Source organism: Streptomyces sp. NPDC102279 (assembly GCF_044766365.1).
GTDB lineage: Bacteria > Actinomycetota > Actinomycetes > Streptomycetales > Streptomycetaceae > Streptomyces.
Window position 1 is genome coordinate 375,453 of sequence record NZ_JBIWLU010000006.1, and the last position, 15,407, is coordinate 390,859.

At 72.2% G+C, this 15,407-nt stretch carries 15 protein-coding genes; 11 read left to right on the plus strand and 4 right to left on the minus strand.

Annotated elements, in window-relative coordinates; translation table 11 throughout:
- Positions 1–668: 668 nt before the first annotated feature.
- Positions 669–2,156 carry an FUSC family protein gene (locus ACIRQH_RS17270; protein ID WP_404226457.1) on the minus strand — a complete coding sequence of 496 codons (1,488 nt, stop codon included), beginning with the start codon at positions 2,154–2,156 and terminating at the stop codon, positions 669–671.
- 241 nt (positions 2,157–2,397) lie between these two features.
- On the opposite strand from ACIRQH_RS17270, the gene ACIRQH_RS17275 reads away from it, so the two are divergent.
- Together ACIRQH_RS17275 and ACIRQH_RS17280 are read left to right on the plus strand one after the other, a co-directional pair.
- Positions 2,398–2,874 (plus strand): Lrp/AsnC family transcriptional regulator, encoded by a 477-nt coding sequence (locus tag ACIRQH_RS17275; RefSeq protein ID WP_358816707.1) that lies wholly within the window; start codon positions 2,398–2,400, stop codon positions 2,872–2,874.
- 51 nt (positions 2,875–2,925) lie between these two features.
- Entirely contained in the window at positions 2,926–3,621 is a 696-nt protein-coding gene (locus tag ACIRQH_RS17280; RefSeq protein ID WP_388933619.1) for an HAD family hydrolase, read from the plus strand.
- A 117-nt stretch (positions 3,622–3,738) separates the two neighbouring features.
- Here the strand turns inward: ACIRQH_RS17280 and ACIRQH_RS17285 are convergent, their stop codons facing one another.
- The gene (locus tag ACIRQH_RS17285) at positions 3,739–4,368 is read right to left on the minus strand and encodes a dihydrofolate reductase family protein (RefSeq protein WP_388933622.1); all 630 of its coding nucleotides are present in this window, start codon (positions 4,366–4,368) and stop codon (positions 3,739–3,741) included.
- A 164-nt stretch (positions 4,369–4,532) separates the two neighbouring features.
- Positions 4,533–5,597 carry an NAD(+)/NADH kinase gene (locus ACIRQH_RS17290; RefSeq protein WP_388933624.1) on the minus strand — a complete coding sequence of 355 codons (1,065 nt, stop codon included), beginning with the start codon at positions 5,595–5,597 and terminating at the stop codon, positions 4,533–4,535.
- A gap of 355 nt (positions 5,598–5,952) precedes the next feature.
- On the opposite strand from ACIRQH_RS17290, the gene ACIRQH_RS17295 reads away from it, so the two are divergent.
- From ACIRQH_RS17295 to ACIRQH_RS17310, 4 genes are all read left to right on the plus strand, one after another.
- Entirely contained in the window at positions 5,953–6,597 is a 645-nt protein-coding gene (locus tag ACIRQH_RS17295; protein WP_388870676.1) for a class I SAM-dependent DNA methyltransferase, read from the plus strand.
- A gap of 51 nt (positions 6,598–6,648) precedes the next feature.
- Positions 6,649–8,517, plus strand: a complete 1,869-nt coding sequence (locus ACIRQH_RS17300) for a SpoIIE family protein phosphatase (protein WP_388870499.1) — start codon at positions 6,649–6,651, stop codon at positions 8,515–8,517.
- Between the two features lie 228 nt (positions 8,518–8,745).
- Positions 8,746–9,228 carry a carboxymuconolactone decarboxylase family protein gene (locus tag ACIRQH_RS17305; protein ID WP_404226458.1) on the plus strand — a complete coding sequence of 161 codons (483 nt, stop codon included), beginning with the start codon at positions 8,746–8,748 and terminating at the stop codon, positions 9,226–9,228.
- 183 nt (positions 9,229–9,411) lie between these two features.
- Positions 9,412–10,635: an MFS transporter gene (locus ACIRQH_RS17310; protein WP_388933627.1), complete on the plus strand. Its 1,224-nt coding sequence runs from the start codon at positions 9,412–9,414 to the stop codon at positions 10,633–10,635.
- Positions 10,636–10,744: 109 nt separating this feature from the next.
- On the opposite strand, the gene ACIRQH_RS17315 is transcribed toward ACIRQH_RS17310, so the two are convergent.
- The gene (locus ACIRQH_RS17315) at positions 10,745–11,167 is read right to left on the minus strand and encodes a secondary thiamine-phosphate synthase enzyme YjbQ (protein WP_358816715.1); all 423 of its coding nucleotides are present in this window, start codon (positions 11,165–11,167) and stop codon (positions 10,745–10,747) included.
- A 124-nt stretch (positions 11,168–11,291) separates the two neighbouring features.
- Here ACIRQH_RS17315 and ACIRQH_RS17320 point away from each other — a divergent pair, with 124 nt between their 5' ends.
- The 5 genes from ACIRQH_RS17320 (at position 11,292) to ACIRQH_RS17340 (ending at position 15,399) form a co-directional block, all read left to right on the plus strand.
- Positions 11,292–11,375 carry a putative leader peptide gene (locus ACIRQH_RS17320; protein WP_349817350.1) on the plus strand — a complete coding sequence of 28 codons (84 nt, stop codon included), beginning with the start codon at positions 11,292–11,294 and terminating at the stop codon, positions 11,373–11,375.
- A 145-nt stretch (positions 11,376–11,520) separates the two neighbouring features.
- A complete protein-coding gene (locus ACIRQH_RS17325; protein WP_404226460.1) occupies positions 11,521–12,447 on the plus strand; it encodes an ABC transporter permease in 927 nt (308 codons plus the stop codon).
- Positions 12,420–13,166 (plus strand): ABC transporter ATP-binding protein, encoded by a 747-nt coding sequence (locus ACIRQH_RS17330; RefSeq protein WP_404226461.1) that lies wholly within the window; start codon positions 12,420–12,422, stop codon positions 13,164–13,166. The genes ACIRQH_RS17325 and ACIRQH_RS17330 overlap by 28 nt, the downstream gene beginning before the upstream one ends.
- Positions 13,167–13,213: 47 nt before the next feature.
- Positions 13,214–14,245: an ABC transporter substrate-binding protein gene (locus ACIRQH_RS17335; RefSeq protein WP_388870514.1), complete on the plus strand. Its 1,032-nt coding sequence runs from the start codon at positions 13,214–13,216 to the stop codon at positions 14,243–14,245.
- A complete protein-coding gene (locus ACIRQH_RS17340) occupies positions 14,245–15,399 on the plus strand; it encodes an LLM class flavin-dependent oxidoreductase (protein WP_404226463.1) in 1,155 nt (384 codons plus the stop codon). The genes ACIRQH_RS17335 and ACIRQH_RS17340 overlap by 1 nt, the downstream gene beginning before the upstream one ends.
- Positions 15,400–15,407: the final 8 nt, after the last annotated feature.

Consider the following 15,407-nt stretch of genomic DNA (forward strand, 5'->3'; position numbering starts at 1 on the left):
GCCTCCCCTGCGGGGCCGCCGGGGACCAGGAGCCCCGGGAGCGACGGCGGCGGCACCTCGCCCGGATCGGTCAGCAGCCGGGCCATGGCGTCGAGCTGCGCGTGCAGGGTGCGGGTGCCGGTGGCCGCGCCGGGGTGACGGGCGTCGAGCGGAACGACGGACACGGAGGCGCCCTCCGTACGGGACGCGTCCGCGGGAGCGCCGGGCTCGTCGCCGTACCGGAGCCGCTCCAGCCAGCCGCCCGGCTCCTCGCCGCCGTATGCCGGGGGCGGGCCGTCCGTGCTGTCCGCAGCGCCGGACGTGCCGCTGGTGCCCGTACCTCTCGGGCCGGACGTGCCGCTGGTGCCCGTGTCCCTCGGGCCGTCCGTGCCGCTGGTGGCCGTGTCCCTCGGGCCGTCCGTGCCGCTGGTGCCCGTGTCCCTCGGGCCGTCCGTGCCGCGCTCTTCGTGTCTGGTCCCGCGCGGGAAGTCGCGCATGGTGCCGCCCCCAAGAGATCCGCCCGCGGGCCACTCCGGCACGGCCCGCGGTGTCCGTGCGTCCGATGGCCGCGGAGTTACCCCACGGGTGTGCTGATCCACCCTGTACGTGGCCGGTAAATCTGCCCCATTCCGGGCATCGGTGTCCACCGAAACGGGACAGAATGCGGACAGGCGACGGGCCTGGAGGTATCAGGCGCCGACGAGCCGGGAGCCGCGCAACGGCGTCGCCAGGTCGACGAGCGCCCGCTCCAGGCCATGGAGATGGGCGAGCGCCTGCTCGGCCCCGGGATGGTGTCCGGGAGCGCCGTGGTGGGCGTCCAGAGCGCCTCCCGGCACCGCGCCGACCAGGGACTCCATCGCGGTCTCGACCCGTCGGCAGGCCGCCGTGAGGCGGGCGTCGTGGGACGCGTCCGGATCGGCGGCGACGGCGGCGAGGCCGCGCACCTCCCGGGCGCAGTCGTCGAGCAGGGCGAGGACCGCACGGGCTCGTGCCCTGCGTTCCCGCATCGGGTTGAGCGGATGAACGAGGGGCGCGAGAGACATCCGTACGCGCCCCAGGAGTGCTTCGAGCTCCCCTGCGCGCGGCGCTGGGTCGGCCTGCGCGTCGCCCGCGAGACGCCCGGCCGCCGCAGCGGTGCATCCGTGCACGGCGTGCAGGGCCCGCTCGATCCACCGGTCGGTCACGGCATGGGTCGTGATCGGCAGGACGAACGCCACCGCGAGTGCCGCGCCGAGCGCACCGACGGCCGTCTCGGTGAACCGGAGCCCGAGCAGTCCCGGGTGCAGCACACCGAGCAGGCCGTACAGCAGGCCGGCCATGACGGTGACGAAGAACATCATCCAGCTGTACGAGGGCGCCGCCGTGTAGAAGATCCCGAAGACACACACGGCGACGAGCGCGGCGGTGGGCGCCGGCGCGCCGTGCAGCGGGACGGCGACCAGGAGTCCGGCCACGATCCCGGCGACCGTGCCGACGACCCGCCGGAAGCCGCGGACCAGCGTCTCGCCGCGCGAGGCCGTGTTCACGAAGATCCACCAGGCGGTGCCGACGGCCCAGTACCAGCGGTCGTGCGAGAGCAGCTGGCCCGCGACGAGTGCGAAGGCGCAGGCCGCGGTCGCCTGGAAGGCCTGCCGGGTGGCGGGGCGGGCGAGGCCGCGTCCTTCCAGCGGCACCGGCGCCGCGGGCAGGGGGGTGCGCCGCTCCACGCACCAGGCGCCGAAGCGCACCGCCGAGGACGCCGCGAGCGACAGCGCGACGGCGGCGTACAGCTGCGGGAGCTGGCCGGGCACGGCGTGCAGGAACTGAGTGGCGAAGAACATCATGAACGCGAAGATGCCGAGCGCGTGTCCGCGCGGTCCCCAGCGGCGGGCGTGGACCCCGGCGAAGACGACGGCGAGCCAGACCGCGTCGCGCAGCGTCGGAACCCCGTGCAGGGCGGTGGCGAGTGCGAGAACCGGCAGTCCGACGACCGGGAGCAGAGCGGTCGTGCCCGCCTGCCCGCGGACCGTCGGGTCACCGACCGTGAACAGGGCGAGGAGCGCCGCGAGTCCGCCGGTGATGGACGCGGGGAGCGAGAGCCCGGCCAGCTCGCACAGGGTCACCGCCAGGCCGATCCCGAGGACCGCCCGCAGCGAGACACGCAGCCGGAACAGTCCCGGATCCGGAGCCATGAACATCTTCTTCACCGTCGGCTGCCCGCCCCCACTTCACTCTTCCGCACCGGTTCGGTATGCGCTTCGGCGCATACGAAAGGCGCCGCGGGTCCGGTACGGCGACCTTGCCGTCCGGCGCTGCGCAGCGCCATGGATACCGACAAGGTACGCAGGGGCCGGCGAATGGCTCAACCGGCTCGCCTCCGGCTGAGCCATTGGTACAGTCTAGGCTGATCATTGTCGGCCACAGGGAGGCCAACGGACCATGCCCGTGGACGAGCTGGACACCCGCATCCTGCGCCTGCTGCTGGAGCAGCCGCGCACCAGCATGCGCGAGTACGCGCGCATCCTCGGCGTCGCCCGCGGCACGCTCCAGGCCCGCCTGGACCGGCTGGAGCGGGACGGGGTGATCACCGGGACCGCACCGGCGCTCTCCCCCGCGGCCCTCGGCCACCCGGTCCTCGCCTTCGTGCACATCGAGGTCACGCAGGGCCATCTCGACGACGTGGGCGGCGCTCTCGCCGCCGTGCCGGAGATCATCGAGGCGTTCTCCATCACCGGCGGCGGTGATCTGATCACCCGCGTCGCCGCCCGTGACAACGCGCACCTGGAGGACGTGATCCAGGCGCTGATCAGCCTGCCCGGCGTGGTCCGCACCCGTACCGAGGTGGCGCTGCGCGAGCGCGTCCCGCACCGTCTGCTGCCACTGGTGGAGTCGATCGGGCGCGCGGCCAGGGGCTGAGTCGGCAGGGCTGCCACGAAGGCCTGCGGGCGGATTGGCATCCTGGACCGTATGAGCACTCTCGGCAGGATCTCGGTCATCTTCGATCTCGACGGAACGCTCGTGGACAGCGAACCGAACTACTTCGAAGCCGGACGGCAGATCCTCGCCGGGCAGGGCGTCACGGACTTCACCTGGGCCGACCACGAGCGGTACGTCGGCATCAGCACCCGGGAGACCTTGGCGCTCTGGAAGAACCGCTACGGCCTGACGGCACCGCTCGACGGCCTGCTCGCGGAGAAGAACAGCCGCTATCTGGAGCTGGCCCGCGCCTCCACGCGCGTCTACCCGGAGATGCGCGGGTTCGTGGAGCTGCTGGGCGCCGAGGGCGTCCCGATGGCCGTGGCCTCGGGTTCCTCACCCAAGGCGATCGAGGCGATCCTCACCGGGACGGGTCTGGCCTCCCGCATGACGGCCGTCGTCTCGGCCGACGAGGTCGCGCACGGCAAGCCCGCCCCCGATGTCTTCCTGGAGGCGGCGCGCCGCCTCGGCGCGGATCCGTCGGGCTGCGTGGTGCTGGAGGACGCCGCACCGGGGGTCACCGCGGCACGCGCGGCCGGCATGCGCTGCGTCGCCGTTCCCTACGTCGCCGAGCAGGCCGACGACCCCGCGTTCGCCGAGGCCGACCTCCTCTTCCGGGGCGGCCAGGGCGAGTTCACGGCCCGCGCGGCGTACGACTGGCTCGCCGGCGAGGTCGCGCGGTCCTGAGCGGGTCGGCCGGGGCCGGGGCCATCGCGGGAGGGGGCCTCGCCACCCGTCCCCGTCGACGCCCGTCCCCGTCGACGCCCCGCGCGGTCGGTGCCCGCGCGGTCGGTGCCCGCGCGGTCAGCGGCGGACGAGCACGGCGTGCGTGGCGGTGGGCGAACTGACGAGTTCGGCGACCCGGTAGCCGTCGATCCCGTCGCCGAGGTTGTCGAGCAGGCGCTCGCCGCGTCCGAGCAGCCGCGGGACGACGGCGAGGTGCATCTCGTCGATCAGCCCGGCGCGCAGGTACTGCTGGACGGTGGCCGGACCGCCGCCGATCCGGACGTCCTTGCCCGCCGCCGCTTCGACGGCGCGGGCGAGCACCGTTTCGACCGGCTCGTCGGTGAAGTGGAACGTCGTGCCGCCCTCCATCGTGACGGAGGGCCGCAGGTGGTGCGTGTGCACGAACACGTCGTTGTGGTACGGCGGGTTGGGGCCCCACCAGCCCGTCCAGGACTCGTCGTCCCAGGGCCCGCGCCGGGGCCCGAACATGTTGCGGCCCATGATGGTCGCGCCGATGTTCTCCTCCCCCCGAGCCACGTACTCGACGTCGACGCCGCCCTTGCCGTCGGCCAGGTCGCGCATCGCGGCGAACATCCATTCGTGCATCCCGTCGAAGCCCTCGCCGAGCGGGTGCTCCAGCCGCTGGTCGGGACCGGCGGCGTAGCCGTCCAGCGAGACCGTGATGTCGTGGACGCGCAGCTTCGCCATGACGTGCTCCCAAGGTTCGTTGTTTTCCGTTCTCACCCAGGCGTCGAACGGGACCCGTCCGGATCGACAGCCGGGTCCGGAATTCTCGAAATCGGCCGTGCTCCGCCCGCCTTGCGCCCACGGTGGTCACCGGGCCGGGCACCCGGTGGCGCACGGCTCCCCCGTCAGCGGGCCGCCGAGGGGGGCGGCAGGCGCAGCCCGGCGAGGTCCGGCGGGATGGGGGTGTCGGGGCGGAAGAACGGAGCGGCTTCCCCGTCGGCCGCGGTGGCCGGCGCGTCGGTCAGCCGGAACCGCTCCCGCAGCCGCCCGTAGAAGTCGGTGGGGCGCAGCCGGATGAGGCGGACCCGCTGCGGGGCCCGGAAGACCGCGATCCAGTCGCCGGGATCGACGACCCCGCGCAACTGGCCGTCGATGCTGACGGCGGCCTGGCCCGAGTGGGGCAGCACCCGCAGGGCGACGGGCTCGTCCGGCGCGGCCACCACGCTGCGGTTGAAGGTCATGTGCGGGGCGATCGGTGTGAAGACCACCGCGTCCATGTGCGGGGAGAGGACGGGACCGCCGGCGGCGAAGCTGTACGCCGTCGAGCCCGTGGGCGTGGCGACGGCGAAGGCGTCCGCGGAGTAGGAGGCCAGTCGCCGTCCGGCGATGTAGACGCCGACGCTGACCTGGCGGTCCCGGGCCAGTTTCTCCAGGACGATGTCGTTCAGGGCCATGACGTCCAGAGCGACGCCCCAGCCGTCCCCCTCGGTCGTCGCCGGCCGGATCCGGGGCGGCGGCAGCGCCGGACCGCGACCGTAGTGGAGCAGTGCCTCCATGCCCTCCGGGATCTCCAGCGCCCGGGAGGCGCGCATGGTCAGGGTCATGCGTTCCTCGATCACCGCGTGACCGTCGTGGACGGAGTCGAGTCCCTCGGTGACGTCGGCCGCGGGCACCTCGGTGAGGAAGCCGACCTTGCCGAGGTCGACGCCCAGCACACTGGCATCGCTCTTGAGCGCGATCCGGGCACCGCGGAGGAAGGTGCCGTCTCCGCCCAGCGTGACGACGAGGTCCGGGTTTCCGGCCGCTTCGGCCTCCGCACGGCCGCCGCGTCGCTGGTGGTCCTTGGCCCACACGTCGATCTCGGTGCACCGGATGCCGCGCGCCCCGCACCACTCGTGCACGGCGCGGGCGGCGTCGCCGGCCGGCGTCCGACCTTGGTGGACGACCAGTCCGACGCGGTGTACGGCCACGACAACCTCCGAGTCCGGGACTCACGATCCTTCCACGAATTACGCATTCCGGTACGGGGAGGCGGTGCTCGGCGGATTCGGGAAGCCGGGACGGAATGCGGCGCCCGGGGGCGGGCGCGTACCCGGGTGACCGCGCGCGGGGACCTCAACTTCGTTGACCGGCAGTCAACTTCAGCCACTCTGGCATCCGACCGAACATTGAACGACTATCGTTCCGAATTGACGTCTCCTGAGCGACTCATTCAGCTCGGAGATCTCGTCACGGCCACTTTCGGTCGGATAGCGCAATCACTCGATCGACCCCTTGGAAGGTACTTTCGTGATCAACAGCAATCACGGGACTGATTACGAGAGCATGCGGCTCGATCGCACCGGTCAGGCGGACGCGTTCGACTCCATCGGCGACCGCTACGACGAGGCCTTCCCGCACAAGGAGGGCCAGGTCGCAGCCGGCGCCTGGCTGGTCGAATCGCTCGCCGCCGGGTCGCGGGTGCTGGATCTGGGGTGCGGTACGGGGGTGCCGACCGCGCGCCAGCTGTCGGACGCCGGTCTGGAGGTCACGGGCGTCGACCTGTCCCCCGGCATGGTGAAGCTCGCCGGCGAGTCCGTCCCCGGGGGCACGTTCCATCAGGCCGACATCGCGGACCTGCGACCGGGCGGCCCCCGCGATCTCGGCCGCTTCGACGGTGTCGCCGCCTTCTTCTCGCTGCTGATGCTGCCCCGCGCCGAGATCCCCCTCGCGCTACGGACGATCCGTCATCTGCTGGTCCCCGGAGGCCTGTTCGTCCTCTCGATGGTCGAGGCCGACGTGGACAACTTCGCCATTCCGTTCCTGGGGAACACCATTCGGGTGTCCGGCTATCTGCGGGAGGACCTGCACAAGGTCGTCGAGGCGGCGGGTTTCGAGATCGTCGACGAGACCTCGTACACCTACGCCCCCTCGGTGGCCGACGTCCCGCCGGAGGAGCAGGTGTTCCTCTGCTGCCGGCGGAGCGACTGAGGAGGGCCGGTCCGAGCCGCGGACCGCGCCACCCACCGGACGGGACAGAACGTGACCGAGCACCACATCCCTCATGAGGGCACTCCCCTGCCGCACGGCCTTCCCTCGTCCGCCGCGGTGACCGTCGCTCCCGCGGTGGGGGCGGCCGACCTGCCTGTCGTGGTGACGGGGCCGCCCACCGTGGCGACCGGCCCCGTCGCCACGGTGACCGAGGACGGCGTGCCGCAGACCGACCGCCTGCGGTATCTCGACGTGGCGACACGGCGGATCGCCCGCGGAATGGATCTGGACGGGACGCTCCGGGAGTTGCGACGGGCCGCCGTCCCCGCGTTCGCGGACGCCATCCACATCCATCTCGACGACCCGCTGCCGGTGGGGGCGGAGCTACCGGCGGCACCCGTCGTGCTGCGCCTGCACGGCGGCGAGGTTCCGGAGGTGTCGCACACCGGTACGGTCCGGGTGGCTCCGCCCGCCGACGGATCCCCGGCACCCGTGCTCCCGCAGATCGCCGAGCGTGTGGAGCCGGCCGGCGGCGGGCGTCTCGCCGAGCTGCTGCTGGACGGGCGTCCCGCCTTCGGTGACGCACCGGGGAACGCGCCCGCCGTCGCCGAGCTGCTCGCGTCCGGCGTGGACCCGTCGAGCATGCTGCCCCCGGGCCACCGTCTGATCATCGCGCCGCTGCACGGCAGCCATCACGTCATGGGCACGGTCGTGCTGCTCCGGTGCGGTGAACGCCCGGCGTTCACCGGGGACGACCTGCTCGTCGCCTCGCAACTCGCCACCCACACCGCGCTGGGGGTGCAGAAGGCGGTCATGTACGGCCACGAGGCCGCCGTGGCGGACACGCTGCAGCACACCATGCTCCCGTCGTCACTGCCCGAACCCACCGGCGTACGGCTGGCCAGCCGCTATCTGCCCGCCTCGAAGACCGCCCAGGTCGGCGGCGACTGGTACGACGCGATCCCGCTGCCCGGCAACCGGGTCGCGCTCGTCGTCGGCGACGTCATGGGGCACTCCATGACGTCCGCCGCGATCATGGGCCAGCTCCGCACCATCGTGCAGACCCTCGCCGGCCTCGACCTGCCGCCGCACGAGGTGCTGCACCATCTCGACGAGCAGGCCCAGCGTCTCGGCAGCGACCACATGGCGACCTGCCTCTACGCCATCTACGACCCGATATCGCACCGCCTGCTGATGGCGAACGCCGGTCATCCACCCGCCGTGCTGCTGCACGAGGACGGCCGTGCCGTGGTGCTGGACGTCCCGCCCGGCGCTCCGATCGGCGTCGGCGGCGTGTCCTTCGAGTCGGTGGAGATGGCCGCGCCCACCGGGGCGACCCTGGTCCTGTACACGGACGGCCTCGTCGAGTCGCGCACCACCGACGTGGGGAGCGGCGTGGAGGCGCTGCGGCTCCGCCTCCAGACCACCGCGGCGGGGCCCGCCTCGCTGGAAACACTGTGCGACCACGTCCTCGGCACGCTCGGTCCGGGCACCCGGGACGACGACATCGCCCTGCTCACCGCCCGGTTCGAGGGCTTTCCGCCGGACAGCGTCGCGTACTGGTACCTGGCCCCTCACCCGATGACCGCGGGCCAGGCGCGCCGGCTGATCCGCCGGGCCCTGCGCCGGTGGGGTCTGGAATCCCTGCTGGACCCGACGGAGCTGATGGTCAGCGAGGTCGTGACGAACGCCGTGCGCTTCGCCTCGCGGCCGATCTCCCTGCGGCTGCTGCGCACCGAGGTGCTGCGCTGCGAGGTGACCGACGACTCGCCGCTGGTGCCCCGGATGCGGGAGGCGGCGCCGGGCGACGAGTGCGGCCGCGGTCTGTTCCTGGTCGACCAGCTCGCCCTGCGGTGGGGTGCGACGAGGCTGAGCAGCGGCAAGGTCGTCTGGTTCGAGCAGAAGATCCCGGCGAAGTAGCCGAGCGCGCCGACGCGTTCACGGGAATGCGCGGGTGATCACCGGCTCCGGCCACGGCTCGTCCCGCCGTCCGACGCGGTCACCGGAGCGCCCGCGTGTCCTCTTAGGTCCCGTCGCGGCAGGCTCGTCGGGGGGCGCCGGACCGTCGTATCGGGATCGTAGGACAATGATCACCAACGTGCCGGCGGAGCCCAGCGGGGCCGGGCACGGTCCACGAAGGAGTCGAGGGTGAGCGAGACGACAGCCGAAGCGACGGAACGGCGGGTCTTCGTCGACAAGCAGAGCCCGAAGGCCTACCACGCGCTGGTCGAGACGTCCGAGGCCGTCCGGGCCGTCGCCGCCGACGCGGGCCTGGACCGGGTCCTGGTGGAGCTGGTCAACCTCCGGGTGTCCCAGATCAACGGCTGCGCCTTCTGCCTGGACGTGCACACCAGGGCGGCGCTGCGTGCCGGCGACACGACTCGTCGCCTCGGCGTCCTGGCAGCGTGGCGCGACACCGAGCTCTTCACGGAACGGGAGCGTGCGGCGCTCGCCCTGGCCGAGGCGACCACCGAGCCCGCGAAGGGCGCCGCGCAGGACACCGCCTACGCCACGGCGCGACGCGTCCTGTCGGACGACGAGATCTCCGCGGTGATCTGGGTGGCGATCACCATCAACGCCTTCAACCGGGTCTCCGTCCTGAGCCGGCACCCGGTGCGCCCCGCACTCTGACCGTGCGCGTCTCACTCATCTCCGATCGAGATGACTGACATCCCGAACGATCGCATCCGGTGAGGAAGATCGAGGAGCTGCCGGGCGCTTGAGCCCTGTGACGGCTTCGAACGGGATGCCGTCAACCGCACAGCGTTCCCACCCGGGCCGGGCTTCCCCGGCCTCCCTTTCGAGAAGGTGCACATGTCCGCATCGCCCGACGTCCGGACCACCCGCCGCTCCGGAACGGCGCAGGCCGCCTCCGGTGTGCCCGGCTGGCTGGTCGCGCTGCTGGCCGTCGCCTCCGGGATGACGGCCGCCAACCTCTACTACGCCCAGCCCCTGCTCTCCTCGCTGAGCGGTGTCTTCCACATCGGCACCTCGACGGCGGGAGCGCTGATCACGCTCACGCAGGTCGGCTACGTCCTCGGCATGCTCTTCCTGGTCCCGCTCGGCGACCGGCTGGAGAAGCGGAACCTGATCACCGCTCTGCTCACGGTCACCACGCTGTCGCTGGTGGCCGCGGGCCTCGCGACCAGCTTCCCCATGCTGCTGATCGCCTCGCTGATCAGCGGGGCCACCTCGGTCGTCGCCCAGATCCTGGTGCCCTTCGCCGCGAGCCTCGCCCCCGACCACGCCCGCGGCCGCGTCGTCGGCCGGGTGATGAGCGGTCTGCTCACCGGCATCCTGCTCTCCCGCACCCTCAGCAGCCTGGTCTCGGACGTGGCCGGCTGGCGGGTCGTCTTCCTCGGCTCCGCCGTCCTGATGGCCTTGCTGGCCGTGGCACTGCGGGTCGCCCTGCCCGAGCACGCCCCCACCACGACGATCCCCTACCACCACGTTCTGCGCTCCACGTTCCGCCTGGTGCGCACCCACCCGGTGCTGCTGCGCCGGGGGCTCTACCAGGCGGCGATGTTCGGAGCCTTCAGCGCCTTCTGGACGACGGTCTCCTTCGTGCTGACCGGTCCCCGCTTCCACTACTCCCCCGTCGGCGTCGGCGTGTTCGCGCTCGTCGGTGCCGCGGGCGCGGCCGTCGCCCCGTTCGCGGGCCGGTGGGCCGACCGGGGGCTGGTCCGTCCGATGACGGGCGCCGCGTTCGTGGTCGCCGCGCTGGCCTTCGCGGTCGCGGGCTTCGGCGGACACAGCGTCGTCCTGATCGCCGTGGCGGCGATCCTGATCGACATGGCCGTGCAGACCACGCTGATCCTCGGTCAGCACACCATCTACCAGCTCGACGCGGACGCGCGGGCCCGGCTCAACAGCGCCTTCATCGCCACGTTCTTCGTGGGCGGCGCGCTCGGTTCGCAGCTCGGCTCGGTGGTCTACCACGCCGGCGGCTGGACGGCCCTGACACTCCTGGGGGCGGCACTTCCCCTGCTCGCACTCCTGTACTGGATGACGGAGCGCGCCCACCGGGCGACGAGCTGAACGAATGTGACGCGACGTCATATGCCCCCGCGACACAGCGTGCCGGAGCCGGCGGCCCGCTGGGCCCGCCGGCTCCGCGCGTTCCGGTGAAGAACGGCCCGGGGTCGTCTCAGCCGAGGAAGCTCAGCCGGACCTGACGGTTCGGGTTGTCCTTGTTCGTGTCGACGAGGCACACCGACTGCCATGTCCCCAGCTCCAGATTCCCGTCCACCACCGGCAGGGTGGCGTGGGGCGGGACGATCGCCGGGAGGACGTGGTCGCGGCCGTGGCCGGGGCTGCCGTGGCGGTGCTGCCAGCGGTCGTCGGCGGGGAGCAGGGCGTGCAGCGCGGCGAGGAGGTCGTCGTCGCTGCCCGCCCCGGTCTCGATGATGGCGATCCCGGCGGTGGCGTGGGGCACGAAGATGTTCAGGAGGCCGTCGCGGCCCGGCGCGACCTCACGGAGGAAGGCCTCGCAGTCACGGGTCAGGTCGACGACCGTCTCGGACGATCCGGAGGACACGTTCAGGACGTGCGTGGTGAAGGCATCGGACATGTTCCCATCCTCTCTCCCATGGGCCGGATTCCGCACGCGACCGACCGCCCGAGCGGTGATACGGGCGGTCCATTCCGCGAGACACCGTTGACCGGACACGGACGAGCTGACTACTTTCTGCCGCATGTTGCGTTCAGCCCTGCTCACCACGCGCGGTCACATCGACCTGCTGCGGGTGGCCTCCGCCGCGTGTCGCCGCGGCTGCTGACGACCTTCCCTCCTCGCACCTCCGCGCTCTCGCGCTCCGCCCGACCCGCACGTCCGGCACTCCCGTGTCCGCACGCCGAGCCGCCGACGCGTCGGGGTTCCGGCGTACTCCCTTCCGGACGCTCTCCTCCTCCCGTGGAGCCCTCATGAGCATCAGTCACGCCCCGCCCGGCTCGTCCGGGCCGGATATGTCGCCCGTGTCGAAGGACGGCCTCTCGGATCAGGCCACGACCACGCCGGACCACGCGGTCCACGCGGTCCACGCGGCACCCGAACTACAACCCATCGTCCCCGCCTCCACCCGCCGCACGCGCGTTCCGCGCTGGATGCGCCGCACCTCAGGACCGCTTCTGCTGCTCGCCCTGTGGCAACTCCTGAGCGGCACAGGGTTGTTGACCCCCGATGTCCTCGCCTCTCCGGGCACCATCGCCCGGGTCGGCCGGGACCTGGTCACGGACGGTTCGCTGCCCGGGGCGATGGGCGTCTCCCTGCAACGCGTCGCCCTGGGGCTTCTCCTCGGCACCCTCGTCGGCACCGGACTCGCCCTGGTGTCGGGGCTGTTCCGCATCGGCGAGGACCTGGTGGACGCCTCCGTCCAGATGCTGCGGACGGTGCCCTTCGTCGGCCTCATCCCGCTGTTCATCATCTGGTTCGGCATCGGCGAGACCCCGAAGGTCGCGATCATCACCCTCGGGGTGTCGTTCCCGCTGTACCTGAACGTCTACGCCGGCATCCGCGGCGTCGACTCCCAGCTCATCGAGGCGGGTGAGTCCCTCGGCCTGTCCCGGTGGGGGCTCGTGCGGCACGTGATCCTGCCGGGAGCGCTGCCCGGCGCGATGACGGGGCTGCGCTACTCCCTCGGCATCGCCTGGCTCGCACTCGTCTTCGCCGAGCAGATCAACGCGGACGCCGGCATCGGCTTCCTGATGGTCCAGGCGCGCGACTTCCTGCGGACCGACGTGATCGTGGTCTGCCTGATCGTCTACGCCTTCCTCGGCCTGCTCGCCGACTTCGTCGTCCGCACCCTCGAAAGGCTGTTGCTGCAATGGCGACCGACGTTCACGGGCCGGTGAGCCCCGAAGCGACCCCGGCCGTACGGGTCGAGGGCCTCACCCGCTCCTTCGACGGCAGGCCCGTCATCGATCGCCTCCGACTCGACGTCAGGCAGGGCGAGTTCGTGGCCCTCCTCGGGCGCAGCGGCTGCGGCAAGTCGACGCTGCTGCGCATCCTCGCCGGGCTCGACCGCGACATCGAGGGCACCGTGCTGGTCCCGCGCCGCAAGGCGGTGGCCTTCCAGTCACCCCGGCTGATGCCGTGGAAGAAGGTGTGGCGCAACGTGCTGCTCGGGCTGCCCGGCAAGCCCGGCCGCACCGTCGCCGAGCGGGCACTGGCCGAGGTCGGCCTCACCCATCGCTCGGACGCCTGGCCCAAGACGCTGTCCGGTGGTGAGGCGCAGCGCGCGTCGCTGGCCAGGGCCCTGGTCCGCGAGCCCGATCTGCTGCTGCTCGACGAGCCGTTCGGCGCGCTCGATGCCCTGACCCGCATCAAGGCGCAGCGGCTCGTCGGGGAGCTGTGGCAACGCCGTGGCTGCGCGGTCCTGTTGGTGACCCATGACGTCGAGGAGGCCGTGCTGCTGGCCGACCGTGTCCTGGTGATGGACGACGGTGTCATCGCCTACGAGACCCGCGTCGGCCTGGAACGCCCCCGCGACATCAGCGACCCCCGGTTCGCCGCGCTCCGCGCCGGCCTGCTGGAACGGCTCGGCGTCGACACCGCCGCCGAAGCGGCCTGACCCCCCCCCTGCCCTGCACTCCAGTTCACCTCCACGAACGGAACCTCATGCGACGACGTCTCGTCCCCGCCGCCCTGCTCCTGCCCCTGACCCTGCTGATCGCCGCCTGCGGCGGGAACTCGGCGGCCGAGACCAGCACGGGGTCCGGCACCGACGGCAAGGGGTCTCTCACGCTCGACGTCGGTGACCAGAAAGGCGGTTCCGAGGCGGTGCTGCGGGCCGCCGGGGAGCTGAAGGACCTCGACTACAAGATCAAATGGTCGACGTTCACCTCCGGCCCACCGCTTCTGGAGGCCGTCAACGCCGAGGCCGTCGACATCGGCGGCGTCGGCAACACGCCGCCCGTCTTCGCGGCCGGGGCGCACTCGAAGATCTCGGTGGTGGCCGCCTGGCACGGCAACTCCCAGGGCGAGGCCGTCCTCGTACCGAAGAACTCGACACTGCGGAAGCCCGCGGAGCTGAAGGGCAAGTCCATTGCCGTGGCGCAGGGTTCGTCCGCGCACTACCAGCTGATCGCCTCGCTGAAGGAGGCCGGGCTCACACCGGCCGACGTCAAGGTGAAGTACCTGCAGCCCGCCGACGCGCTGGCCGCGTTCACCAGCGGCAAGGTCGACGCTTGGGCGGTGTGGGACCCGTACACCTCGCAGGTGCTGCAGGCGAAGCAGGGGCGGATCCTGGCCGACGGCGAAGGGGTCGTCAACGGGCTCAACTTCCAGGTGGCGGCGCCGGGCGCGCTGCGGGACAAGAAGAAGGCCGCGGCCGTGAAGGACTATCTGGAGCGGCTGCGACGTGCCCAGGACTGGGTCTACGAGCACCCGGAGGCGTGGGCGAAGGTGTGGGCGAAGGACACCGGCCTGCCCTACGAGGTGGCGCTGGCGTCGGTGAAGCGGACCAACGCGAGCCGGATCGCGGTCGCGGTCGACAAGCCGCTGATCGCCTCCGAGCAGGCGATCGCCGACACCTTCACCGGTCTGAAACTGCTGCCGGGCCAGGTCGACTTCAGCGGCTTCGTGGACCCCCGGTTCAACGGTGACCTGCCGGCGTCGACCACCGCTCCCCGCGTCTTCAGGGAGTCCTGATGACCGTTCGCCCGCACTGGTTCCTGCCGACGGGCGGGGACGGCCGGACCCTTGTGGACCGGCACGCCTACTCCGGAAACACCCTCGACCCGTCACGCCGGCCGAGCGGCGTGCGCGCCCCCGACATCGCGTATCTGGCCCAGATCGCCAAAGCGGCCGAGCAGTTGGGCTTCGAGGCGGTGCTCACCCCGACCGGCACCTGGTGCGAGGACGCCTGGCTGACGACGGTGGCGCTCGCTCAGCACACCGAGCGCCTGAAGTTCCTGGTGGCGTTCCGGCCTGGCGTGATCTCGCCGACGCTCGCGGCCCAGATGGCGGCCACGTATCAGCGGGTGACCCGCGGGCGGCTGCTCCTCAACGTCGTCACCGGCGGCGATTCGGCCGAACAACGGCGCTTCGGGGACCACCTCGGGCACGACCAGCGCTACGCGCGCACGGACGAGTTCCTCTCTGTCGTCCGTGGGGTGTGGAGCGGGCGGCCGTACGACTTCGACGGCGCCCACTACCAGGTCGAGGGCGGTCTGACGGCGCTGCCGCCGGACCCGCTCCCGGAGATCTTCTTCGGCGGGTCCTCGCCCGCGGCGGGGCCGGTCGCGGCCCGGCACGCGGACGTCTACCTCACCTGGGGCGAGACCCCGGCCCAGGTGAAGGAGAAGACGGACTGGATCCGCGGTCTCGCCGAGCGCGAGGGACGCACCGTCCGGTTCGGCATCCGGCTGCACACGATCTCGCGGGACTCGTCGGCCGAGGCGTGGGCGACGGCGAACCGGCTGCTCGACGACCTCGACGGGGACACCGTCGCGGCCGCGCAGGCGGCGCTCGGTCGGAGCGAGTCGGTGGGCCAGCAGCGGATGCTGGCGCTGCACGGCGGCTCCCGCGCCGGCCTGGAGATCTCGCCGAACCTGTGGGCGGGCGTCGGCCTGGTGCGCGGCGGCGCGGGCACGGCTCTGGTGGGCAGCCACGCGGAGGTCGCCGACCGGATCGAGGAGTACCACGCGCTGGGCATCGAGCACTTCGTGCTCTCCGGCTATCCGCACCTGGAGGAGGCGTACTGGTTCGGGGAGGGTGTGATCCCGATCCTGGGGTCGCGGGGGCTGCTGTCGCGTACGAGGACGGGAGGCGGAGCGGCGCTGCTCGTGGCCGGCGGCCGGTGACGCGGGTC

Bases quoted from the DNA above. Each gene is read 5' to 3' on its own strand.
- ACIRQH_RS17270 (WP_404226457.1), bottom strand. From the start codon at position 2,156: ATGTTCATGGCTCCGGATCCGGGACTGTTCCGGCTGCGTGTCTCGCTG.
- ACIRQH_RS17275 (WP_358816707.1), top strand. From the start codon at position 2,398: ATGCCCGTGGACGAGCTGGACACCCGCATCCTGCGCCTGCTGCTGGAG.
- ACIRQH_RS17280 (WP_388933619.1), top strand. From the start codon at position 2,926: ATGAGCACTCTCGGCAGGATCTCGGTCATCTTCGATCTCGACGGAACG.
- ACIRQH_RS17285 (WP_388933622.1), bottom strand. From the start codon at position 4,368: ATGGCGAAGCTGCGCGTCCACGACATCACGGTCTCGCTGGACGGCTAC.
- ACIRQH_RS17295 (WP_388870676.1), top strand. From the start codon at position 5,953: ATGCGGCTCGATCGCACCGGTCAGGCGGACGCGTTCGACTCCATCGGC.
- ACIRQH_RS17310 (WP_388933627.1), top strand. From the start codon at position 9,412: ATGTCCGCATCGCCCGACGTCCGGACCACCCGCCGCTCCGGAACGGCG.
- ACIRQH_RS17315 (WP_358816715.1), bottom strand. From the start codon at position 11,167: ATGTCCGATGCCTTCACCACGCACGTCCTGAACGTGTCCTCCGGATCG.
- ACIRQH_RS17320 (WP_349817350.1), top strand. From the start codon at position 11,292: ATGTTGCGTTCAGCCCTGCTCACCACGCGCGGTCACATCGACCTGCTG.
- ACIRQH_RS17325 (WP_404226460.1), top strand. From the start codon at position 11,521: ATGAGCATCAGTCACGCCCCGCCCGGCTCGTCCGGGCCGGATATGTCG.
- ACIRQH_RS17330 (WP_404226461.1), top strand. From the start codon at position 12,420: ATGGCGACCGACGTTCACGGGCCGGTGAGCCCCGAAGCGACCCCGGCC.
- ACIRQH_RS17335 (WP_388870514.1), top strand. From the start codon at position 13,214: ATGCGACGACGTCTCGTCCCCGCCGCCCTGCTCCTGCCCCTGACCCTG.
- ACIRQH_RS17340 (WP_404226463.1), top strand. From the start codon at position 14,245: ATGACCGTTCGCCCGCACTGGTTCCTGCCGACGGGCGGGGACGGCCGG.